This window comes from Bacillus sp. FJAT-27445, assembly GCF_001510665.1.
In the GTDB taxonomy this organism is placed as follows: domain Bacteria; phylum Bacillota; class Bacilli; order Bacillales; family Cytobacillaceae; genus Bacillus_D.
This window is the reverse complement of sequence record NZ_LMTI01000002.1, coordinates 45,521-68,691: the sequence shown is the minus strand read 5'-3', so window position 1 is coordinate 68,691 and position 23,171 is coordinate 45,521. Positions and strand designations below refer to the sequence as shown.

The 23,171-nt window shown below is 43.9% G+C and carries 24 protein-coding genes and 1 other RNA gene; 15 read left to right on the top strand and 10 right to left on the bottom strand.

The window, feature by feature from the left end:
* Together AR337_RS04945 and recU are read right to left on the bottom strand one after the other, a co-directional pair.
* Positions 1–2,652: penicillin-binding protein 1A (locus AR337_RS04945; protein ID WP_082686855.1), on the bottom strand; the 2,652-nt coding region annotated here is incomplete at its 3' end.
* 31 nt (positions 2,653–2,683) lie between these two features.
* The gene (recU, locus tag AR337_RS04940; RefSeq protein WP_253701556.1) at positions 2,684–3,301 is read right to left on the bottom strand and encodes a Holliday junction resolvase RecU; all 618 of its coding nucleotides are present in this window, start codon (positions 3,299–3,301) and stop codon (positions 2,684–2,686) included.
* A gap of 138 nt (positions 3,302–3,439) precedes the next feature.
* Between recU and AR337_RS04935 the strand changes: the two genes are divergently transcribed.
* From AR337_RS04935 to AR337_RS04925, 3 genes are all read left to right on the top strand, one after another.
* Positions 3,440–4,408, top strand: a complete 969-nt coding sequence (locus AR337_RS04935; protein WP_059170926.1) for a DUF2515 domain-containing protein — start codon at positions 3,440–3,442, stop codon at positions 4,406–4,408.
* A gap of 444 nt (positions 4,409–4,852) precedes the next feature.
* Positions 4,853–5,098 carry a hypothetical protein gene (locus tag AR337_RS04930; RefSeq protein WP_059170925.1) on the top strand — a complete coding sequence of 82 codons (246 nt, stop codon included), beginning with the start codon at positions 4,853–4,855 and terminating at the stop codon, positions 5,096–5,098.
* 91 nt (positions 5,099–5,189) lie between these two features.
* The gene (locus AR337_RS04925; protein WP_059170924.1) at positions 5,190–5,561 is read left to right on the top strand and encodes a DUF1798 family protein; all 372 of its coding nucleotides are present in this window, start codon (positions 5,190–5,192) and stop codon (positions 5,559–5,561) included.
* 28 nt (positions 5,562–5,589) lie between these two features.
* Here AR337_RS04925 and yppF read toward each other — a convergent pair whose 3' ends face one another.
* Positions 5,590–5,790, bottom strand: a complete 201-nt coding sequence (yppF, locus tag AR337_RS04920) for a YppF family protein (RefSeq protein WP_059170923.1) — start codon at positions 5,788–5,790, stop codon at positions 5,590–5,592.
* A gap of 183 nt (positions 5,791–5,973) precedes the next feature.
* Between yppF and AR337_RS04915 the strand changes: the two genes are divergently transcribed.
* From AR337_RS04915 to AR337_RS04905, 3 genes are all read left to right on the top strand, one after another.
* Positions 5,974–6,456, top strand: coding sequence for a YppG family protein (locus AR337_RS04915; RefSeq protein WP_059170922.1), 483 nt, complete (start codon positions 5,974–5,976; stop codon positions 6,454–6,456).
* Between the two features lie 153 nt (positions 6,457–6,609).
* Positions 6,610–7,473: an ABC transporter permease subunit gene (locus AR337_RS04910; protein ID WP_059170921.1), complete on the top strand. Its 864-nt coding sequence runs from the start codon at positions 6,610–6,612 to the stop codon at positions 7,471–7,473.
* Complete coding sequence (locus AR337_RS04905; protein ID WP_059170920.1) at positions 7,466–9,868, top strand: ABC transporter permease subunit; 2,403 nt, start codon at positions 7,466–7,468, stop codon at positions 9,866–9,868. The genes AR337_RS04910 and AR337_RS04905 overlap by 8 nt, the downstream gene beginning before the upstream one ends.
* A 36-nt stretch (positions 9,869–9,904) precedes the next feature.
* Here AR337_RS04905 and AR337_RS04900 read toward each other — a convergent pair whose 3' ends face one another.
* Positions 9,905–10,393 (bottom strand): Hsp20/alpha crystallin family protein, encoded by a 489-nt coding sequence (locus tag AR337_RS04900; RefSeq protein WP_059170919.1) that lies wholly within the window; start codon positions 10,391–10,393, stop codon positions 9,905–9,907.
* A gap of 188 nt (positions 10,394–10,581) precedes the next feature.
* Here AR337_RS04900 and hcp point away from each other — a divergent pair, with 188 nt between their 5' ends.
* Positions 10,582–11,883, top strand: coding sequence for a hydroxylamine reductase (gene hcp / locus AR337_RS04895; RefSeq protein ID WP_059170918.1), 1,302 nt, complete (start codon positions 10,582–10,584; stop codon positions 11,881–11,883).
* A gap of 75 nt (positions 11,884–11,958) precedes the next feature.
* Here hcp and AR337_RS04890 read toward each other — a convergent pair whose 3' ends face one another.
* Complete coding sequence (locus tag AR337_RS04890) at positions 11,959–12,651, bottom strand: Crp/Fnr family transcriptional regulator (RefSeq protein WP_059170917.1); 693 nt, start codon at positions 12,649–12,651, stop codon at positions 11,959–11,961.
* Between the two features lie 169 nt (positions 12,652–12,820).
* Between AR337_RS04890 and AR337_RS04885 the strand changes: the two genes are divergently transcribed.
* From AR337_RS04885 to AR337_RS23055, 8 genes are all read left to right on the top strand, one after another.
* On the top strand, positions 12,821–15,109 hold the full coding sequence (locus AR337_RS04885) for a DEAD/DEAH box helicase (protein ID WP_059170916.1): 2,289 nt from the start codon (positions 12,821–12,823) through the stop codon (positions 15,107–15,109).
* Positions 15,110–15,113: 4 nt separating this feature from the next.
* A complete protein-coding gene (locus tag AR337_RS04880; RefSeq protein WP_059170915.1) occupies positions 15,114–16,385 on the top strand; it encodes a ribonuclease H-like domain-containing protein in 1,272 nt (423 codons plus the stop codon).
* A gap of 367 nt (positions 16,386–16,752) precedes the next feature.
* The gene (locus AR337_RS22600) at positions 16,753–16,962 is read left to right on the top strand and encodes a CotD family spore coat protein (RefSeq protein ID WP_082686851.1); all 210 of its coding nucleotides are present in this window, start codon (positions 16,753–16,755) and stop codon (positions 16,960–16,962) included.
* A gap of 120 nt (positions 16,963–17,082) precedes the next feature.
* The gene (locus AR337_RS04875) at positions 17,083–17,637 is read left to right on the top strand and encodes a DUF1273 domain-containing protein (RefSeq protein ID WP_059170914.1); all 555 of its coding nucleotides are present in this window, start codon (positions 17,083–17,085) and stop codon (positions 17,635–17,637) included.
* A gap of 137 nt (positions 17,638–17,774) precedes the next feature.
* Positions 17,775–18,083 carry a cell division regulator GpsB gene (gene gpsB / locus AR337_RS04870; RefSeq protein WP_059170913.1) on the top strand — a complete coding sequence of 103 codons (309 nt, stop codon included), beginning with the start codon at positions 17,775–17,777 and terminating at the stop codon, positions 18,081–18,083.
* Positions 18,084–18,161: 78 nt separating this feature from the next.
* Positions 18,162–18,540, top strand: an RNA gene (gene rnpB, locus AR337_RS04865) — RNase P RNA component class B.
* Positions 18,541–18,874: 334 nt separating this feature from the next.
* The gene (locus tag AR337_RS04860; RefSeq protein WP_059170912.1) at positions 18,875–20,014 is read left to right on the top strand and encodes a class I SAM-dependent RNA methyltransferase; all 1,140 of its coding nucleotides are present in this window, start codon (positions 18,875–18,877) and stop codon (positions 20,012–20,014) included.
* An 87-nt stretch (positions 20,015–20,101) separates the two neighbouring features.
* Complete coding sequence (locus AR337_RS23055) at positions 20,102–20,263, top strand: hypothetical protein (RefSeq protein WP_156424317.1); 162 nt, start codon at positions 20,102–20,104, stop codon at positions 20,261–20,263.
* 49 nt (positions 20,264–20,312) lie between these two features.
* Here the strand turns inward: AR337_RS23055 and AR337_RS04855 are convergent, their stop codons facing one another.
* From AR337_RS04855 to AR337_RS04835, 5 genes are read right to left on the bottom strand one after another with little or no spacing between them, the layout of a single operon-like run.
* The gene (locus AR337_RS04855; protein WP_059170911.1) at positions 20,313–20,612 is read right to left on the bottom strand and encodes a metal-sulfur cluster assembly factor; all 300 of its coding nucleotides are present in this window, start codon (positions 20,610–20,612) and stop codon (positions 20,313–20,315) included.
* A 13-nt stretch (positions 20,613–20,625) separates the two neighbouring features.
* Complete coding sequence (locus AR337_RS04850) at positions 20,626–21,870, bottom strand: hypothetical protein (protein ID WP_059170910.1); 1,245 nt, start codon at positions 21,868–21,870, stop codon at positions 20,626–20,628.
* Positions 21,871–21,882: 12 nt separating this feature from the next.
* Positions 21,883–22,089, bottom strand: coding sequence for a DUF2249 domain-containing protein (locus AR337_RS04845; RefSeq protein WP_059170909.1), 207 nt, complete (start codon positions 22,087–22,089; stop codon positions 21,883–21,885).
* The gene (locus tag AR337_RS04840; protein WP_059170908.1) at positions 22,086–22,328 is read right to left on the bottom strand and encodes a DUF2249 domain-containing protein; all 243 of its coding nucleotides are present in this window, start codon (positions 22,326–22,328) and stop codon (positions 22,086–22,088) included. The genes AR337_RS04845 and AR337_RS04840 overlap by 4 nt, the downstream gene beginning before the upstream one ends.
* 16 nt (positions 22,329–22,344) lie before the next feature.
* Positions 22,345–23,034, bottom strand: coding sequence for a Crp/Fnr family transcriptional regulator (locus tag AR337_RS04835; protein ID WP_059170907.1), 690 nt, complete (start codon positions 23,032–23,034; stop codon positions 22,345–22,347).
* Positions 23,035–23,171 lie beyond the last annotated feature (137 nt).

Genomic DNA, 23,171 nt, shown 5'->3' with positions numbered 1-23,171 from the left:
AGTACCTCCGCCGCCGGTACCACCACCGGTGCCTCCGCCAGTGCCTCCACCGGTGCCTCCGCCAGTACCACCGCCATCATCACCGCCACCGGTGCCTCCGCCAGTACCACCGCCATCATCACCGCCGCCGGTGCCTCCGCCAGTACCACCGCCATCATCACCGCCACCGGTGCCTCCGCCACCGGTGCCTCCGCCACCGGTGCCTCCGCCACCGTCACCGCCGCCATCATCTCCGCCGCCATCGTCATTGCCTTTCCCTTTCCCTTTTCCTCCATTGTTATCTTTTTTTCCATCGTCGGAATTAACTGGAGCTGGGATTTTAATGGAGGTGGATGCCGGGTCACTGTTTTTATCACCTTTAAGCGCCGAGACCGAAATCGTGTAGATTGCCCCAGGTTTAACATTCGTAATTTCAAAAGATTTACCTGACGTTTGGTCTGACAATAAAGGCTTTCCATTTTCTGAAACGCTAATTGCAAAATTCAAACCGCTTTCGCCATGGTTCCAGCTCGCTGAAATGGAATTGGCACCCTTGTTGTATTGAGCATTTAAGCCCTTCGGTGCATCCAGCTTCTCGAATTTCTGGGAAACCTGTTTTGGCTTATTCCCTTTTACAGCGTATTCATAGAGCACTAAACTGTCAGGAGTGTATGGGCCTGCGAGTTTTGCAGGTATCGATCCTTTTTCAATTCTGACTTTTTCCACGCTTTTCGGCATGGAGAAATCAGCCGTTTTCTTCCCGCTAGAAATATGCCCCATAAGATTTTTATATAGTGTTTGAGCTATTTTCTGGTCCTTGCCTGGTTTAATCGGAGTGTTTCTGCTCTCATATCCGGTCCAGACAGCGATTGTATAGTTTGTGGTATAACCCGCAAACCATGCATCCGGAACCGCTTTTTCACTAATATTTAACTTCTTAAGTTCATCTTCTGTATAGTTGGTCGTCCCTGTTTTTCCGGCAGCAGGCAGTCCGGGTATTCTTGCCGTTAAGCCGGTTCCGCCAGGTTCAAGAACACTTTTAAGCATATCGGAAACCATGAAGGCGGTGTAATCCTTCATAACAACCTTTGTTTCTGGGGATGTATCAATTTCCGTGTCATCCCTGAATTTTATTTTCTTTACCGTAAACGGTTTTGTATAGAACCCGTTATTTCCGAATGCGCTGTAAGCTCCAGCCAATTGTACAGGAGATACGCCGTATTTCAGTCCGCCTATGGCGTAGGATTCATATATTTCCTTTAAAGGTATACCAAGGTTTTCTGCGAAATCCTTTGCCTTTTCTGTCCCGACTTCTTGAAGGGTCTGGACAGCAATGGTATTCTTTGACTTTGCGAGTGCCTGCCTGATTGTCATCCATCCATCGTATCGGTCGTTCCAGTTCCCGAATTCCTTGCCATCGGAAAACTTTATTTTTTTGTCCTCGAGCATGTGGTAAGTGCCCCACTGCTTATGTTCGATTGCTGGCCCGTAATCAAGGATTGGCTTAATCGTTGAACCCGGCTGCCTTTTTATATCTGTAGCATAATTGAAGCCTCGCGCAACATCCTTGTTCCGCCCTCCGCCAATTGCTCGGATTTCACCTGTTTTCGTATCAAGCAAGACAATCCCTGCCTGGAATTTTTCATCGGGGAATTCGACAATTTCATTCGTATACATCATTTTATCTACATAATCCTGGGCATTGCGATCCAATGTTGTATAAATGGTGAGCCCGTCGGAAAAGATATTAAAGTCGCCAGCCTTATTTACTTCTTCTATTACAGCATCCACGAACGAGTCATATGGGTTAGTATCGGTTTTCCTCTTTTCCTCTGGGACGAGACTGGATTCAACAGGGATGCTTTGGGCCTCTTTCATTTGTTCTTTTGAAATGATTCCGTGCTGGTTCATAAGGGAAAGGACGATATTCCTTCTTCTTTCCGCTTTTTCAGGAAAGTCAAAAGGATTGTAGTTATTCGGGCTTTGTGGCATCCCTGCAAGCAATGCAGCTTCATGCAGCTCCAAGTCCTTCAGATCTTTATCAAAATATTCCTTCGAGGCGGTTGCCACACCATGCATGTTCCTTGACATGTATATCTTGTTTACATACATTTCGAAAATTTCTTGCTTTGTATATTTTTGTTCAAGCTGATAGGAAAGCCATGCTTCCTGAACCTTCCTTTTTAACGTTTTGTCATTAGACAAAAAGGAGTTTTTTACAACCTGCTGGGTAATGGTTGATGCGCCTTCAGAGCCGAAACCATCTGTAACGTTTGCAATGACGGCCCCGCCAAGCCGGATAAGGTCAATCCCATGATGGTTATAAAAACGGACATCCTCGGTTGCGAGGAAAGCATCCTCGACCAGTTTGGGAATATCTTTATAATCGACATAATCCCTTCTAGCCGATCCTACTTCCCTTATGAGTTTTTTATCTTTATCAAGGATTTTCGAAGGGATGGGATCCTTTAGGAGCTTTTTATCCAGCTCGGGCGCACCCTGTACAAGGAATGCGAATGTTGCGACGCCGGAAAGCATACCCGCGATGCCGATGGCAATCAATATCAGGAATATTTTCTTGAACATTCCGGAACGAGGACTGGCCGTTTTTTTACTGCCGTTCCTATTGAATTGTTTCCTGCGTTCCTCCCTGGATTTATATTTATCTGCCATTAAAATTCCTTCCTTTCTTACCTAAACAAATCTATGTTGATAGATTGTAGAGATCATCCAATATCTTAATATAGTCTATTCGAGGCTGGTAACCAATTTGTATTCTCCTGCCTGCCTCGGCGACTTCTTCTTTTCTAATGGACTTCCTGCCGCCTTGCTCCATCCTTGACCAAAATTTCAGGAGATGAGGGACTTCTAGCAGGAATACTTCATCAGAACTGGCGAATCGGAGGATTACAAAGGAAATGCCGCCATGTTTTAGAACGGCTTCCATGTGGCGGATTTGGTGATCATGAAAATTTTTCAAAGGGAAGGAAGTTGTATTTTTGGTTTCTTTGGCTTCGAAATCAATATATTTCCCTTTATAAACGCCGTTGTAGTCGGTTGTCGAAGCTTGTTTAAAATATGCTTCCCTAATGACAGCTGCGCTTCTTTTAGGATAATCAACCTGGACAATTTGGATTGGGGTGGGCTTTTTATGAATTACCGCAATACCCCTGCTCAAATAATAAAGATTGGAATCGTTCAGGTCTTCCTCAAGGGTCATCCCTCTGTTTCCATATGATCCATTTTTTATACTTTTAACCGTAGATACCTGAAAGGCCTTTGCGGCAACGTATCTTCGCCCGTTCGGATAATTCACCATGATAAGCACCTCACAAACTATTACCTATCATACCAAAACCGGCCGTGTTTTGCTGAATAAATAATCGCTGGTAAGCAAATCTTTAGACCGTAGGATGCAACCAATGTACCCACAGTGAAAATCACAAGAAGGAAGAAAAAAATGAACATACCTGAAAAATTCATTATTGAAGAAATCAGACGGGAAACATCAAAAAAGAATATTGATAATATTACCAGAACAGATGCCTATTTATCTTATTTTAAAAAGCACCCGGATATTACTTGGTCCTTCCTGGCCAGCATGGTTTCCAGAAATGGGGGTTGGAATATGTGCGACCTTGAAGGATCTATATTCTCTCACTTGCTTAATCAGGCTGCCCGTAAACAATTATTCTTGACATACGAAAGGGCGAACTGGCTAATTTTCCATGATGTTTACCCTCAGCTCCTTCTCTATCACTATTCGACGAAATTAAAGCGCCCCCTGTTTCATCTATTGAAAGATTTTCATGTTTCCTCTTTCATGCAAAGTGAGTGGCCTATATTTTGGAAGAAACAGGATAGAAACAGACTGACCACGGCCTTAATCATTAATGAACAAAATGTCATTCAAAAACCTATCATTGAACATCCGGCTTACAAGAATAGGGTTTTTACATCTCCTGAATTTTTTCTTCAGGACTGGATGCACTTCAGCTGTGTGCTCTTTCCAACGTGTGGAGGTGAACTATATGGCGCGAGTGTTTCAGGATTTAGAAGTGTTGCAAATCGGATTAATCTTGGAAAAAGGCTCGCGAAAATTTTATTCCATCCGAGGCTGTTTCCTCATTTTTTGGAATTTGCTGAACGGACAACCCATACCGGATCAAGACATGATTTTGAAAAGTACTTTAAACAGAATGTTGCCAGGCAAACGCCATTCCTTCGAGCTGTGTTTCCAGTCATTGAACACAACAGGCATCAATACACCGATTGGAGCAAGGGGAGGATGTTACCCCCACCAGCTTTATTTCTCCCGGTTCAAGAAAAAGGCAGTATCCATTTGACAGATTGGTATATCGCCAAAAGGGATCAGCTTTATATGATGGTTGCAATCAAAAAGGCATTAAATTTAAAATGGAAACTTTAAATTATTTAACAAAAAAAGCAAGGGAAACCTTGCTTTTTTTGTTAAAGAGAGTGGTGAAGGATAGGCTCCCCGACAGATTGCTAATGTATAGCAAGTCCACCTTTCAAAAACTTTCAGCCTAATTTAGGACCAGGGTTTACTCGGCAGGCCTATTTTCACCTATTAGCTTTTTATCCCCATAGCCAACTTTTTTTGGTTCCTGTCCGTTTTTGTTGTTCTTTTCGTTACCCTTTTTTTTCATGGCTAAAACACCTCCACTTTTAGCATGCCCGGATTAGAGGAAATCTTTGCGTAGTTCCTGTCGATTTTCCGCTGTGAAACCACTCAGAATTAAAGGAAAATGCACTACCTTTGGCGGATTCCTTCTAGTTTTGGCATAGCTGGAGGAAACTGAAAGGAAACGAAGAATATCCTATGTAATTAAACCGAAAAGGGGCAATCCAGATGAAGGAGATAAATGGGCAAAAGGAGCTTCTGCTTCAAAAGCTTTCAGCAATCAGTGAGAGTCTGGAAATTATTGATGCTGCTATTGCAAGTGTTCATACTGGCTTAACAATGGAGCTGATCAATGGGAAAATGAAGGAAATAGAGGAATTGGATAATAGCCTGATTCAGTTAGAGAGAGCGGCGGATGGCCAACTAGATAAAGGCAATAAAAAACAGGAAGGACTTAATGTGGCTTTGGCATGACCAAAGCTTGATTTCGGGTATACAGGGATATACACTTATACTTAAAATGAACAGCCATCCATAGTGGCTGTTTTTATTCATGGAGGAAATGATGACTGAAACCTTAGCTACCTTAACTGCAAGGCTTATTGAGTATAACAAGGAATTCAATGCGATTTTTGAAAGAACAAGGGAAAAGAATGAAGATGGTGATTTTTACAATGAAGTAAAGCCTTATGCAGATGCGGTGAAGGAAAAAAATGACGCATGGAAAGAAGAAGCAACCCGGCAGGCTGGCTTCATTCTAGGAGAAGGCATAAGTACCCGCCAAATTGAATTAGCCCACGAACATATTGAAAGGTTATCAATCCAGGCATTCTTTGTTAAGACTAGCCGAAAAATATTCCTTAATTCAAGCAGGACAGTCGACTATACGCTAAATAGCCTATTGGAAAAATTAGAAGGCACCGGCCGCTATAAATAAAAAACCCGCCGGATAGGCGGGCGGTCATTTAAGTTAAAAGTTTTTCATCAGCGCTCTCTGGAACAGTCGCGCCCTCCGCTTCAAGGTCGCGAATCAGCTGCCTGAATTCCGTGACAGTAATGTCATTTTGGAGATAAAGTTTGCTTGCGTAATCCCTTAATTCATTCGCGCATCCCTCACTGTTGCCGCGGCTTCGAAAAAAATCGGACTTCAACTTCAAGATATCCATTAAGAGCGCCCCCTTCAACGTTTTAACCATCGTACCATGGACCTCGGCAAAATTGCTGTTTTTAAAAAATTGAAACTTCCGACATACTTACCTACATTCCGACATTAAGAATCCGAGGCACCCCGGCTCCTTCTCTACATAAACTATAGTAGATTAAAATGTGTGGAGGAGAGGACATAGGGAATGCAATTGAACCGGAATCCAGCGAGGAACTTTATCCCTCAGGGAATGCCGCAGCCTTTCGTGCCAGAGCAGCATCACTTTTTTCCTTCTCACCCTGTGAACCCGGCCATGGGCCAGCCTTATTATCAGGGTGGCTATCATCCAGGAAACCCCTACCAGACCGGAGGGGTTTATGGGCAGCATCCGGGCTTTTACGGAGACGAAGGGAGCCATTTTCTTTTTCAAAATCCGCTTGAGCCGGTTGCGAATGTCCCACAAGGACAGCCAACAGGCTTTAACCCTTATATTCCAATGAACCCATACCCAAAAAACCATTTGCAGCAAAAACAGAATGCTGGGGTGAATTCTGTACTAAATTCATTCAAATCCCAGGATGGGTCGCTGGATATAAACAAAATGGTCAATACCGCAGGCCAGGCAATCAATGCGGTCAGCCAGGCATCCGCGCTAATCAAAGGATTGGGTGGAGTATTTAAGGTATAAGGAAGAAAGCAGCATAGGCTGTTTTCTTTTTTTATATATTTCTTTAATTTTCATTTCCAATATGTTACGTTGAAATATGCCAATGAAACATATTTCGAAATTTTTGTAACATTTAATTAGTAAGTGCGTCCATTTTCTGGGGGAGATGTAGAGATGATTCGTTTTCTGCAACAGACTATTATTATTACACTTCTTATTTTATTTCTCGCGGGTTTTCCTTCTTTTGTTCACATAGATTCCGGGTCGCAGTCACTGAAGTGGGATTTTGAAATGGCTCCATCGCTTTTTGGGTCCTTCTTTAGCAGCATTCTTAGCGGGAGCCTTGGAACATACGAATTAGCGGGGAGGATTCGGCCCATCTCGGAAGATATAGCCGACAATTTTTTGACGAGTTTGTATATAATCCTGGCCGGTGTAGGGATTGGGGTGCTTTTTAGCCTGGTTTTTGGAATCTTTATCAGCCGTTTCAAGCTGACTAGGGTAGTGAATGCATTCCTTTCTATTCTAGCAGCCATACCGGACTTCATCCTAATCATTTTATCGCTCCTGTTGGCGATTAAATTTTATAAAGCAACAGGAATAAGAATCGTTTCCCTTTTGCCAAATGCAGGCGCCCTTAATATATGGTTTCCGATGCTCTTGACGTCAATAGCACCGTCGCTCTACTTATTTAAAATAGTAGCCGTGAAGTATTACCAAACGAGCGGGGAAGATTTTGTGCGTACAGCTGTAGCCAAAGGCATGGGGCCGAATTACATAAACTTTCAACACGTATTCAAGAATATCGAGCCATTTATCAATGCGGAATTGACAAAAGTTATTTCACTGGCAATCGGAAATCTATTTATTGTCGAATATCTTTTGAATGTTCCTGGTATCACTAAATTTATTTTTCAAAACGGGGAATTCCAGCCGGTGGTTATTGGTCTGTTTTCCATGCTGTTCATGTCAATGATTACATATGCTGCTGTCAGGCTAAGTTTTTTTCTATTCAAACGGGGTTTTATATATGAGTAAGTTTCTAAAACTTAATTACGCCTATTACTTCGGTATTGTCCTCGTATCAGGCCTTCTTTTTCTGGCAGCCTTTGGCGGTATCATGGCGCCTTACAGCCTGTCAGAACAGCTCGAAGCGAAGTATGTTGGCGGGACCATCATCTCTCCGCCAATTGAACCTTTTACGATGAAAGAATACCCGCTGGGAACGAACAGATGGGGCTACGATTTGCTGACACTTGTCCTCCACGGGATCAGGTACACCGTTTTGATTTCCATTGCCGCGACAATATTAAAAATGGCCGCGGGAACGTTGATTGGCCTGTATGTCGGCACAATGAAAAGGGTGCCTGGCTGGATAGCCGCATTTGAAAATGCCTGGAGCTTTGTTCCGCTCTTTATCATCCTGTATTTCTTTCTTATTCCAATTAGCTTCAATCCGCTGCTTAAGTCAATAAATCTTATTCTCTATTTTATTGTGGTTACTGCGGTTATCAGTATCCCAAGTATTGTTTCCTCCGTCAGGAAAAAAACGGAGGAAATTTGTAAATCTGTATTTGTTGAGGCGGCAAGATCCCTTGGTGCGAGCCGCAATCGGATTATCTGGCAGCATATATTCCCACAGCTTAAAGAATCATTCACTGTTATGTTCATCCTTGAAATCGTTTATGTCATTACCATTATGGGACAACTTGCGCTTGTCAATATTTTTGTCGGCGGGACGATTGTGACGAGGGATCCGACTCTTTATTTATCCATGACAAATGAACTGGCGGGCCTAGTCGGCCAGGCGAGAGGAAATGTGTATGGGAACTTTCACGTCCTGCTTGTCCCATTAACGGTGCTCCTGATTACGACTCTTTCGTTCAGCCTTTTGGCCACCGGTTTAAAAAACAGGTTCCAATCCAATTACCAGCGAACGCCGTGGATGAAGACCGGCTTCGAACCTGTTATTCAGCCGAGGCGAAAGCAATATGAGGTATCAGGTAAATACTGGCCGCTTAAGGGAGAAAAGTTCTTTTACGCCCTTTTAGCCCTTGTGTTGGTTTTATCCGGGACTTTTGTTTACGTAACCCGGAATAACGATATCGGGGTAAAAAATTACAGCCAGGCTGAATATGGGCTAAACGTAAAGATGGATGAGTCTGGAAAGTTCACCATCCAGGCGGATATTAATGTAAAAAACCTATCCGACAAAGAGTGGATGGATATTGTTTTTTACTTTATTCCGAACTCTTTCAAGGAGGGCCACTCATTCGAAACCGTAAAAGGCCACTCGGTAGTGGAAATGAAGTCTGTTGAAATGAATGGGGAAAAGGCGGCATATACACTGAAAAATGACACGTTGAAAGTAAAGCTGCCTGAAAAAATGGGAAAAAGAGATAAGGCAACCGTATCCTTTGCGTATTCTCTTGAATTGCCGGAGGAAGGGAGCAGGCTCTCGAAGGTGGGAGATCGATACTATCTTGCCCAATGGTATCCAATGCTCGCAACCTTCCAGAATGGAAAATGGAATAAAAGTGAATTCACAAACGGGCTGGAAACATTTCACACTGGCTTTTCCGACTATAGTGTAGAATATGAACTGCCTAAAGGGTATAGGTTCCTTTCGACCTCTGATGATGACCCGGTTTCCAATAGCCGAAAAGGGAAGGCACAGGCAAAAAAGGTAAGGGACTTCTTCATTGCTGTTACCAAGGACATGGAGGTTTATAAAACCGAATCAAAGGGAGTATCCATCAGGCTTTTTACAAAGGGTGATCATTCCCAGGACCCAAAAAAAGCATTGGAGCTTGCGAAAAATGCACTTTCGTTTTACCAGGATAAAATCGGGGAATATCCGCATAAACAGCTGGATATTATCCTTGATCTCGGGCAAAACATGGAATATCCAGGAATTGTAACGGTAAACCCATACCATGAATTTGATAAATTTTTCAAAATATCAGTGGTCCATGAAATCGCACATCAATATTTTTATGGAGTAGTCTCAAATGATCCTTTCAACGAGCCTTGGGTTGATGAGGGTTTTACGGAGTTCGCAACAAACATGTTCTTCTATATCCATGAGGATGAGCCGCTAGGAATTGCCCATGAGCTTTCGAACAACCGAATGCGAAGTTTAGAAAAAGCTGAGTTTAAACGGCAATACTCGAATACACCGGTTGATCAAATCAAGCATACAGGCTATGTTTATGGCCAGCCTGCTCTCAATTTGTTTGCCCTTGTACAGGACAATTATTACGTAAGGGAAGAAGGCGACATAAAAAAAGTCGCCATGCAGTATCTATCTGACTATTACCATCGTTTCAGATATAAGGAAGTGGATACAAAGGAATTTCTTAGATTTACAATGGATTATTTCAAAGTACCACGAGGGTATTTCAATGATTGGCTGGATACAACAGTTGAATGAAAAACAGGGTGGGGCATAACTGCCGCACCCTGTTTTTTACGAATCAATCTTCAGTTGCCTGCCCTTGTCGATTGGAAGCCGAATGGATAGCAATCCATTTCGGTAGGTCGCTTTCGCTTTGTGCTCGACAATCGCCTTTGGAAAGGAGACAGATCTTGAATCAAGCTTTTTGGTCATTCTTTTTCGGAAGCTCCTGCCAGCTTCATTCGATTCCGTTAGCTCTTCGCGGTTTTCTATCGCGATAACCACTCTATCGGAGAAAATCCCAACTTGGATTTGTTCCCTGTTTATTCCCGGTAGCTCCGCTGTAAGAATATACTCATCGCCGGTTTCCTCCACATCAACCTGAAATGGAACATGTGAAAACGGCATATGGAAAAAATCATCCATTGATTGCAAAAACCCCCTGACGGGAGGATAATGGAAAAAATCATTGACCGAACGAATTACGTTATCCAAAGGTTCAGCCGGCTGGCCTATTGATTTTTCCTCCGCGTTTCTTTTTTGCTTTTCTTCTTTAGGCATATCGTTTCCCTCGCTTTTACACAATTTACTATCACATCTTATGTTGCGATGAAAGGAGAAGTGAAAGGCGTAGGAAGAAGTATGAACGATTTTCGACATTCCTATATATGTGATGGTTATCACATTCCGCGGTACGGGCTTCATATTATTCTTGGTAGGTAGTTTTAAAAAGAAAGTGGGGAATAAAGATGTTCTGTTACCAATGTGAACAAACACCGAGCGGGGGCTGCAAAGTTGTCGGTGTGTGCGGGAAAGATGAAACAATTGCAAGCCTTCAGGACACCATTATTTTTGCTTTGAAGGGTATAGCGGCCTATCGGACCCATGCGAACCAGCTTGGCTATAACGATTCGTTTGTAGATTCAGTAACCCATGAAGCGCTGTATATGACGTTGACAAATTCAAATTTCAATGTTCAGGAACATATTGATATGGCAATGAAAGTTGGACAATCAGCTGTCAGAGTTATGGAAATGCTCGATGAAGCCCATACAAAACGGCTTGGAGTGCCGGAGCCTATCCGTGTCAGCCAGAATAGGGTTGAAGGAAAAGCAATTGTCATTACAGGGCACAATTTGTTCGCCCTTGAAGAATTGTTAAGGCAGACGGAGGGTAAAGGGATTAATATTTATACTCATTCTGAAATGCTTCCGGCCCATGGCTATCCAGCCTTGAAAAAGTACAGCCATTTAAAAGGGAATATCGGCAAAGCCTGGTACGACCAGCGCCGGCTGTTCGAAAAATTTCCTGGGGCCATCCTTGCTACTACTAACTGCGTTATGCCGATTAAAGGCAGCTACGCCGACAGGATGTTCACTTATGAGGTAACCGGCCTTGAAAACGTCCGGAAAATTGAAAACGATGATTTCTCTCCGTTAATTGAACGGGCACTCGAGCTTCCTGAAGCCACTATTGAATCGGATGAAACACTTTTAACAGGTTTTCACCATGAAACAGTTCTCGGCCTTGCACCTGAAGTCATTGCAGCGGTAAAAACCGGAAAGATTAAACGGTTCTTTGTCATTGCCGGCTGTGATGCCCCTGGCAAAGGCGGGGAGTACTACCGCGAGCTTGCGACTTCCTTGCCTCCTGAAACGGTCATCTTGACAACATCATGCGGTAAGTTTCGTTTCAACGATGTGGACTATGGAGTGGTGCCAGGAACTGAAATCCCGAGGTACATCGACTTGGGGCAATGCAACAACTCCGGATCTACCGTTAAAATAGCCCTCGCACTTGCGGAAGCGTTCGGTTGTGAAGTAAATGAATTGCCAGTGAGCATAGTACTGTCATGGTTCGAACAAAAGGCAGTCGCAATTTTGCTTGGACTGTTCAGCCTTGGAATCAAGGATATCCGAATTGGCCCAAAACCTCCGGAATTCATTTCAGCAGGCGTCCTTGAAGTCCTGCAGAATGCCTTTAACCTTAAGCTGATTGGAACTGCACAAGAAGATATGAATGAAATGCTTCAGCTAACAGTAAACAAATAATTAAATCAAACAAAACCGCAAGCCAGAAATTTCTGGCCTGCGGTTTTGTTTGTATGTTTATTGAAACGACTTCAGTTAAAAAATTTCCTCCAGCAGACGGGCTGGACTGAACAACATATGTCCTTGGCTGTCCACCTTTATCAACTGATCCTTCTTCATTTTTGTCAGCGTACGGCTGACAGTTTCCCTTGTGGTGCCGATCATATTCGCAAGGTCCCTGTTGGTAAATTCAGCTTTTAGGAGGATAAGGCCATCCGGCTGCTCTGTTCCGTGCGCTTTGCCAAGCCGCACCAGCAATTTAATAATTTGCTCGTTCGTGTTATTCAGGATTTGTTCCTCAAGCCTGTTTTGCAGGTCAACAATCCGCTCCCCCAGGACACGGAAAAGCTTTATACAAAGCTCTGGATTATCAATCAATACCCTTTCAAATTTTGCAATTGGAACAATGACAAGGGTAGAAGGCTGGAGCACTTCTGAATAAGCAGGATAGTCGCCTTTACGAAAAAAGCCGATGTGTGGAAACATATCCCCTTTTTTCTGAATCGAGACGATTTGCTCTTTGCCATTCGCATCACTTTTATAAATCTTGATCTTTCCATTGGAAACGAAATAAACATTTTTCAATGGGTCGCCCTGCATGAATACATGGGTACCCTTTTTATACTCGCGCGCAAGGGAAATTTCGGCAATCTTATCCAGTTCATATCCATCCAGTTCCTTGAAAATCGTAAACCATGATAAAACGTTTTTTATCTCTTCAGCCTTCAACGTCCTCACTCCAAAACAGAAATGCATTTACTATTAGTTTACCAGATTGAAAGGAAATGAACATCTCGAGTGGTGCGTTGAATATTTTTAAAGGCTTTTGCTGGAAGGAAAAGATTTTCCTTTTTAAACGAACGTCCATTCGCTAGAATAGGGATATGGGGTGATCAATTTGAAACTTAGGAAGAACCTTCAGGAAATGCTTGAAAAACTGAAATTGGACGGCCGCTATAAGGAAAACATCGTCCATTGGCACACGATCGAGGAGAAACCGGCCAAGACGGAACCACTACCGGAAGGCCTCAACCCTCTTTTAAAAAGTGCATTAATGAACAGGGGCATAGGCGAGCTTTATACTCATCAACGGTCTGCGTTTGAAAAGGCAATGTCAGGAAAGAGTATTGTAGCTGTCACTCCTACCGCATCAGGCAAAACGCTCTGCTATAATTTGCCGGTCCTTCAGACAATCATTAATGACAGCAATGCCAGGGCGTTATACATGTTCCCGACAAAAGCGCTGGCGCAGGACCAAAAAAGCGAAATAAACGAGCTCATCCAGGAGGCCGGGCTTGATATAAATAGCTATACGTACGACGGCGATACCCCTGCTAATATAAGGAAGAGGGTCAGAAAGGCTGGACATGTTGTCATCACAAACCCAGACATGCTCCACAGTGCCATTCTTCCCCATCATACAAAATGGGTATCCTTGTTTGAAAACTTAAAGTTTGTTGTAATTGATGAGCTGCATACATACAGGGGGGTATTCGGAAGCCATGTTGCCAACGTTGTTCGCAGGCTCAGAAGAATTTGCCATTATTATGGCAGCGACCCTGTTTTTATTTGTACGTCCGCCACGATTGCCAATCCGGTCGAACTGGCAGAAAACCTTACAGAAACAAAAATGGAACTCATCGATAACAATGGCGCGCCAACAGGGAGGAAGCATTTTGTGTTTTATAATCCACCTGTTGTCAATAAACCGTTAAACGTGAGGAGAAGCGCTACTCTTGAGGTTAGAAGGATCGCCGGCGAGCTTTTGAAAAATAAAATCCAGACAATTATATTCGCAAGGAGCAGGGTGAGGGTTGAAATTATCCTGACTTATCTGCAGGAACTCGTAAAAAACCAGCTTGGCCCAAAATCGATCATGGGCTACAGGGGCGGCTACCTGCCGACCGAGAGGCGTCGCATCGAAAAAGGGCTGCGTTCAGGAGAAATATATGGAGTCGTGAGCACGAACGCCCTTGAACTCGGGGTTGATATCGGCCAGCTCCAAGTATGCATCATGACAGGATACCCTGGAACTATATCAAGCGCTTGGCAGCAGGCTGGCAGGGCGGGGAGGCGTCATGGCGAGTCACTTGTCATCATGGTTGCCAGCTCAAGCCCACTTGACCAGTACGTCATCCAGCACCCTGATTATTTTTTCAACAAAAGCCCTGAAACGGCCAGGATCAATCCCGATAATTTGATTATCCTGATTGACCATATGAAGTGTGCGGCTTACGAGCTTCCTTTTAAAAAAGGAGAGGCCTTTGGCAGCCTTGATACGGAGGAACTGCTTGAATATTTAACAGAAGAGCGCGTCCTTTATAGGAACGGTGATAAATGGTATTGGATGAATGATTCATTCCCGGCCCATAATATCAGCCTTCGGTCCGCGTCGCAGGAAAATGTAATCATCATTGATCAGTCCGATGTGGCCAATGTTAAGGTAATTGGGGAGATGGATACCTTTTCGGCGATGACGCTTCTGCATGATGAGGCGATTTATCTTCACCAAGGAATCCAATACCAGGTTGAAAAGCTGGACTGGGACGAGAAAAAGGCTTTTGTCAGGGAAGTGGACGTTGATTATTTTACAGATACGAACCTAGCTGTCCAGCTCAAAGTTTTGGAGGTGGACAGGCTGTCTGAACGGACGAGTGCCGAAATAGGCTACGGCGATGTCAGCGTTCGCGCAATGGCCACTATTTTTAAAAAAATTAAATTTGAAACACATGACAATATAGGTTCCGGACCGATTTTTCTGCCGGAAGCGGAATTGCACACAAGCTCCGCCTGGATTTCACTTGATGATCCGCTTGACGGGATGGGGAATGACCGTGTTGAACAGGGCCTGATTGGCGCGGCACATGCGCTTTCCAATATCGCTCCGTTATTTGTCATGGCAGATCCCCAGGATATCCATGTCGTCCCGCAAGTGAAGGCCGATCATAACGAAAAGCCGACGATTTTCTTTTATGATAGCTACCCGGGAGGAATCGGCCTAAGCGACAAACTATATGCGGGGATGGAGACCGTCCTGGAAGAAGCGCGTACGATGATAACAAATTGCCGATGTGAAAGCGGCTGCCCATCCTGTATCGGTATGGATACTTCCACGGATACGACAAAAAAGGATGCATTGAAAATTGTCAGCCTTTATCTTGAATCGGCCAGGGAGGGATTGAGTTAGGGCGATGTCACTAAAAAATAAATTAAACCGCCTGAAACCGCATTTATCGGCTGGGCGTCCGCCTGCTGAACAAGTTACAGCCCCGTTGCCTGTTGATCCGAAGTTACCTTTCATGGAGGAATGGGAGGATGCTGGAGTAAAAGCCTATCATTTTGATGGCCAGTTTTGCCTTATTCGGGAAGTCCGATACCCCCTTTCCCACAGACATGGAAAATACTGTTTTTCGGATTTTATCGAGGCGGCAGCTCTTTGGGAAAAGAGTGGAATCGATCATCCGCTATCATCTGCTGGCAACAAGCCGGATGATTTGTTCTTTTTCGATACGGAAACGACAGGACTTGGAGGAGGAACAGGAAATACCATCTTTTTGCTTGGCTATGCGAGCATAAAAGATGATTCCCTTCTTTTAAGACAGCATATCCTTCCGCATCCAGGAGCAGAGGTCCCTTTGTACCATAGCTTCCTAGAAAACATTGATTACCAGACGCTCGTCACTTACAATGGGAAATCCTTCGATTGGCCACAGGTGAAAACAAGGCATACCCTTGTCAGGGAGAACGTTCCTAAGCTGCCGGAATTTGGACACTTCGATTTGTATCATGCCGCCAGAAGGCTTTGGAAGCACAAACTCGAAAGGCTGAAGCTATCTGTGGTTGAAAAGGAAGTCCTTGGGGTGGAAAGGGTAGATGATATACCTGGGTTTCTTGCGCCGATGATTTATTTTGATTTTGTTGAGAGCGGCAGGCCCGAGGGCATGCTCGGCATCATGAAACATAATGAACTTGACATCCTCTCGCTTGTGACTCTCTATTCGCATTTGACCTTCCAGATTTGCGGGACGGATAAAGAACGGACTGAACGGGAGGCTTTTGAAGTTGGCAAATGGTTTTCTTCGGTCGGAAACCACACGGAAGCTGAACATGCTTTTAAAGGTTTGATCGAAAGTGATGGCGAGGAAGCGGCCCGCTCAAAGCTTGCCCTGGCTTATTCCCTTAAAAAGCAACAAAATTGGGAAAAGGCGCTGGAACTTTTTTGTTCGGTTGCAGAATCGGACAACCAAAGGGAAACCCTGGTGGCAGAAGGCTGCATTGAAGCGGCAAAAATTTTGGAACACCGGGAGAAGGTCTATGATAGAGCTCTTTTCTACTGTCAAAAAGCGCTTGGACTGGCGGATATTGATGAAATTAAACTGTCGTCTGGTATGATTCGGTTTGAGGATATTCTACATAGGGAAGAAAGGCTTAAGCGAAAAGTAAATGGAAAGAAAAAGGGTTAATAATGTCCTGAAGGAGGCTGATGTTTTGGCCTCTTTTTCAATTCGGTAAATAGGGAATAAACATGGTCACAAATTTTTCATTATTTATCTTTCAATATGTTGGTTTTCTAGTTGTTTAAGCTACCGGGTGGATGTAAAATTAAAAGCTGAGGATATTTTTCAACAATTATCAACATATAACGGGGCTGGTTTGATGTATAAAGCAATTTTATGTCTATTTTTTATTGTTGTCTGCCTGACAGCATTCATTTTTACAAACATGAAGGAAAGTTTTGTGGCATTTTTAATGTAATTTGGGTCTTTTCCTTAGTGCCTTTTGACTCACGTTGCCATAGGCTATTAACACCTTGAAAAAGGAGTGATTGCCATGTATGGCAGACCAAGGGGCATTTATGGGTTTATGCCGCTACCTCCATTGCGTGTAAACCATGAATATTCGACTATTGTCATTCCCCATATACATCCAGTCCATGGGATAACCTTGAATCATCAGCGGATCATCCATGAACACTATTTCCCTCTCCATCACAGTTCTGTACAGTTGCCTCCAACACATGTTTTCAGGCCGGAACGGTAACGGATTAAGGATTTGGGATGGCTACTCAGGGCAATAGAATTTTCAAAAAGGGCGGCATTCGCCCTTTTTATCGTTCAATTTAATGGTAAGATATCTTAAAAGAATGGGTTAAAGGAGGGGATTGCCTCGCAAAAAATAGTTGCGGTATCCGGCTATAAACCGTTCGAGCTTGGTATTTTCCAGAAGGATCACCCATCCACCGCCTATATCAAGACGGCATTCAGGAAGGAATTCCAATCGCTGGCTGAAGGAGGCCTGGAATGGGTTCTAATCAGCGGACAGCTTGGCGCCGAGCTTTGGGCAGCCGAAGCGGTCTTTGAACTTCAGCCCGATTTTCCCGAACTTAAGCTTGCTGTTATAACACCTTTCCTTGAACAGGAGGAAAAGTGGAAAGATGCCAACAAGGAGTGGTATGAGACTATACTTGCCGGAGCGGATTATGTAGATTCGGTTACAAAGAAGAAGTATGAAAGTCCCATGCAGTTTAGGCTGAAAAACCAATTTTTTATCCAAAAAAGTGATTCCTTGCTTCTTTTGTATGATCCGGAAAAGGAAGGAAGCCCGAAGTTCATCTACGAACTGGCACAAAAAAAGGATCAGTACAGGGTAAGGCTAATTACCTTTTATGACCTCCAGCAGATTGTAGAAGAGGAACAGATGGCCCGTTACGATTAGTACCCGGCAGCTCATAAGGTGCCCAAGACGTGACCCTGATGAATGGCGGTTTTAGGGAAATGGCGAGAAGAATTGACAAAAGGACATATTTTTGAAAAAATAATATGTAATGATTGGCGAAGCCTGAGGTGAATGAAATGTTATCGGATAAAATTAAACTTACGGCAAAAGATATTTTGGAACAGGAATTTAAATCAGCCATGCGCGGATATAAGCAGGAGGATGTCGATAAATTCCTTGATTTGATTATTAAAGATTATGAAACCTTTCATCAGGAAATCGAAGAGCTTCAGCAGGAGAACCTGCGGCTTAAAAAGCAGCTGGATGAAACGTCCAGAAGAGCTTCACAGCAGCCTGCCCAACCTGCGGGAACAACCAACTTCGACATTTTGAAACGGCTTTCCAACCTGGAAAAGCATGTTTTTGGCAATAAGCTGTATGATTGAGTAAAGCTGCCAGCGCTTCCTCTTAAAACCATTGCTTTTCACCATGGGAATACATATAATAGACATTGTCCATTAATCGCGTTCGGGTAATCGCTGCAGTTTCGGCTGTAGAGGAAAGTCCATGCTCGCACAGGCTGAGATGCCTGTAGTGTTCGTGCCTGGCGAAAAAATAAGCCAGGGCAGCCAGTTTTGGCTGACGGCCGGGAAAATGCCTAAGTCTTTTGGATATGGCATGAATACCTATAAAAGTGCCACAGTGACGTAGCCTTCAAAGAAATGCGAAGGGTGGAACGAGGTAAACCCCACGAGCGAGAAACCCAAATTTTGGTAGGGGCGCTTTCTCCAAGGAATTCAACGAGGGAGAAGGACAGGCGTTTGCCTGTAGATAGATGATTACCGCCGGAGTACGAGACTCGCGTCGCTTGCAGTACAATGGTACAGAACATGGCTTACAGAACGCGTTAGTGGAAATTGCATTAGAGATTCAAGCTCTCCGGATGGGGAGCTTTTTTCATGGAATTAAATTGATTGTTAACCTATTAAAAAATTCCGGAAGCCCTTTAGGTCACGGACTTGGTGTTCGGACACAGTAAAGGTATTTCACGGCTACAGAGTCTTAAGTAGCTCCATGTTCGGACACGGAACGGAAAAATCATGGCATCGGAGTCCGAAGTTGCCTTATTATTTTAAGGGGCGTTTCCTGAGTCCTTTTTTAGTGGAAGTGGACTTTTGCGTCTAATTATGCAATCCTGTTAACATACTAAGCATACATACCAAGGTTAGGTGAGAAAATGGGCAAGTATCAAATTATCGCGACTGCGGCGATGGGTCTTGAAGCCCTCGTCGCGAAAGAAGTAAAGGATCTGGGATATGAAGGCAGCACCGAAAATAGCCGTGTTACCTTCACTGGCGATGAGGCTGCGATTGCAAGGGCAAACCTGTGGCTAAGGACGGCTGACAGAATCAAAATAAAGGTTGGAGAATTTAAGGCGTTTACGTTCGATGAGTTGTTTGAAAAAACGAAAGCTTTGCCATGGGAGCAATTCCTGCCGGAGGATGCGGAATTCCCTGTAAGCGGAAAATCGGTTAAATCAAAGCTGTTCAGTGTTTCCGATTGCCAAGCGATTGTAAAAAAGGCGATTGTTGAAAGGTTGAAAAAAGCATACAGGAGAACTTCGCGTTTTGAAGAAACAGGACCACTATTCAAGTTAGAGGTATCCTTATTGAAAGATGTTGCCACGCTTACCATTGATGCAAGTGGGGCGGGCCTTCATAAGAGGGGCTATCGCGCCGGGCAAGGGGAGGCTCCGTTAAAGGAAACCCTCGCGGCATCATTGGTCTTATTGACGAACTGGACAGCTGATAAACCATTCGTTGACCCGTTTTGCGGATCGGGAACGATTCCAATCGAGGCAGCCTTGATTGGGCAAAATATCGCTCCTGGTTTCAATCGGGAGTTTGTTTCAGAACAATGGGGCTGGATACCGGAAAGCGTTTGGGATGAAGCGAGGACAGAAGCGGAGGATCTGGCGAAGTATGATATGCCAATTGACATATCAGGTTCGGACATTGATCATCGTATGATTAAAATTGCACAGGGGAATGCGTTTGAAGCAGGCCTTGGCGAATTGATTTCCTTTAAGCAAATGCAGGTTCGTGACCTCACAGCCGACAAGGAATTCGGGGTTATTGTTGCCAATCCTCCTTATGGGGAGCGGCTTGGCGATCGGCCAGCGGTAGAAAGAATGTACCGCGAAATGGGAGAGGCATTTAGCAAGCTTGATACCTGGAGCAAATACATCCTTACATCACATGAGGACTTTGAAAAATTTTACGGCAAGCCGGCTACAAAGAAGCGGAAGCTATTTAATGGTTTTATCAGAACCGATTACTACCAGTATTGGGGCCCGAGACCGCCTCGGGACCTTTGAAAGAAATAAATGTTAGGCCATGAATAATCCTTCTTCTCCCCGAATAGAATACAGACATCCTACTATACATTCGGGGGGAAGAGACAAATGTACCAACCGCTTAATTTTGCTAAAATTGCCAAGGCAATTGAAGCAACGCAGCAAATGCTGAATCAGGATTCCAGTCCAAGACCCAAAACGATCCTATTACTGAAAGAAGCGGACAGGAATTGGAAGCAGGCATTATCAGCGAAAATGGCAGTAAAATAAGCAAAAAGCCGGGATTTCCCGGCTTTTGTTCTTTTATCCTTTTGAAAACTTATCTTCCCAGCTGTTTTAATGCTTCGGCTGACATGTTTTCAGGAGTCCAGGCCGGCTCCCAAATCAAGTTAACGGTGGCAGTGCCGATTTCCTCCATCGCTTCTATCCTATGTTTTACGCCTGCTGTAATACTGTCGTGGAGCGGGCAGCCTGGGGTAGTAAGCGTCATGGTAATAACAGCATCTCTTTCATTTGCCAGATCAATACCGTAAATCAGTCCCAAATCCACAACATTAATGTTCAGCTCAGGGTCAAGTACCTGTTTAAGTTCCTCACGGATTTTATCTACAATTGACATCAATAAACACTCCTCATTTTTTTAATACAAGAATGATTGTCGCACTCATTGCCAATAGTGAGACCGAAACCGCCGCCTGGCCAATGTAAAAGAGGCTTGCTGTTTTTGTTAGCATAGAACAAAAAACGATTAACGAGCCGGCGGCCAGCATAAGGAAAAAAGGAACGGCCGATTTGTCGCTTACCATATCCTTCAGGGAAGGGACGGCTTTTTTGCCGATTTCACCGCTGTATTTATGGGTCCACCACAAAAACGGGACGATTTTATACAGATAGCCGAGGATGCTTAAGGCAATCCACAGAAAAATATATAGATAAAGCAGGGGGCCAATCCAGCTGGAAAAATCGCCAGATATCCAGGCTGCAAGTACGGCCAGATGGATGGCTGCACCAAATGCAATCCCACATAAAGCAAATACAAAAGGCTTATCAAGCTTTTTCTTAATTCTTTTGCTGATAATATGCTTTATATGCCAACCAAAGAGCGTAAAGCCTAAAGCGAGCATCACAAGACCTACACTTGTTGCTAAGCCATTCCCTAGCCAAAATGAAACCAGCAGGACGGCTAACCCAAGGGAATATATTGCATAAACTATTTTTGCCGTTTTCATCTCGTAGCCATGCGAAAGAGAAAACATCGGAACCATTTTATAGGAAAATCCGAATATCAATAAAGTGAACCAGCCGGCCGTTCCGAGAAGGAGATGGCTATTAAATACCGGCTTGTAAAAATTGGCTCCGTCCCCCGTTTTAATAAACCATGCCATCATTATCCCCAAGACAATCGTTGCCAGCAGGCAAATTAAAGCGGTGCCGACGAACAATGTAAGAATATTGGGTTTCGCTTGTTTTTTTAATGTCATAAACATTTGAAATAGGAACATCAGGATTCCCGCTAACGCCAGCACTCCTGGGAGGAAGGCTTTTGGGGGATTTAAATAAAGCATCACAGAAAAAATCCCGATTCCTAAGAAAGTTGCCGCAAATTGCACATAACCGAATTTTTCGCTCCATATCGGCGTCAGGAATGCAACTGGCACTAGCTGATACATTGCCCCCATGGCAGTCATGAGCGCCCAGCCTAAAAGAAGCAGATGGGCTGAGGACCAAATAGGGGGAATTCGGAACACCCCTTCGGAGACCAAATCCCCATGCATCAGCAATAGCACTTGTGAAAGAATCAGTGCAGCCAAGCCAGCCAAAATAAAAGCAAACGGCAGCTTAATCGTAGTTTCATTTCCTGAATGCTGTTGAAGCATGCCACTCATCCTCTACCGGAAAATTTCTATCTTAAAGCTTCCGTCATTTTGTTCCTCTGTCCGTTGCTTAAAGCCTAGTTCCTCAAGCTGTTCGTACAGGAACATCGGCCGGCGGTCATTGATAATCGTTAACACTTCATCTTCCCCGATCCCTTCCAAAGCCGCCAATGTTCGCATCATCGGCTGCGGGGGTTCAAGGCCGCGGTTATCCAGAATCATCGTTTTCCACCCTCTTTTGTAAAAATGACTTTCCAGTGCTTTTTCTCAATTTCTTCTTCCACATGTGAAAACCCCTTCGCCTTCATAACAGCAAATAGGGGAACGGGTTTGAAAGGCGCATGGAGAATGAAAACATCGTTCTCCTTCAATCCAAGTACCGCATCCATTATTCTTTGAAACGGCTCAAGCTTGTTTTTTAAGTCATCACGCACATCTAGCTCTACAATTTTCTGTTCCATATTTTTCCTCTCCCTTTTAAAAAAGTTCCTGTTGCAGCGCTTCCCTGTCAATTAAATAAAATCCTTCTTCATCATGCCGTATTAGCTGCTTTTTTCTTAAATGATTCACTGTCCGTGAAACAGTTTCCCTTGTCGTACCAATCATGTTGGCCAATTCCCTATTTGTAAAATGGGTCGTAAGCTGGTAGACGCCATCCCTGCCAATTCCATTTGACTTGGTCAGCCTCAATAAGAGAAGGACAATCTGTCCATACGTATTGTGGAGAATTTGTGCCTCAAGCCGCGCCTGGAGGTCAACGATTTTCTCGCCAAGCACCTTGAATAGCTTAATGCTGAGCTCAGGATAAGAGATGAGCAGTTTTTCAAATTCTTTGATTGGAACAACAATCAGTTCGGCATTCTCCAAAATTTCGGCATGTGCCGGGAAATTTCCTTGTCTGAAAAAACCAGCATGTGGGAACATTTCACCGGGTTCGAGCACCGAAATAATTTGTTCTTTTCCAGACGAATCTGTTTTGTATATCTTGACCTTTCCGGTATGGATGAAAAAAACGCGGTCTAGCGGATCATCCTGCATAAATACATACGTTTTGCTTTTGTAGAACCGGGCCTGGGCGATTTTCACTACCTCTTCCAGTTCACAGAAGTTCAATTCTTTAAAAATTGGCACTGCGGAAAGCCGTTTAATAATGTCAGTTCGCTTCATGGGCATCACCTTTTACCCTATACCATAATTGTTAACTTCAGTTTATCAGCAATGAAGCCACTAATAAGTGATGCCAATCATACCTTGGAGTAAAATTTAAAATTCTGAAGCGTATCACGCACTAGGTGTGATTCGCA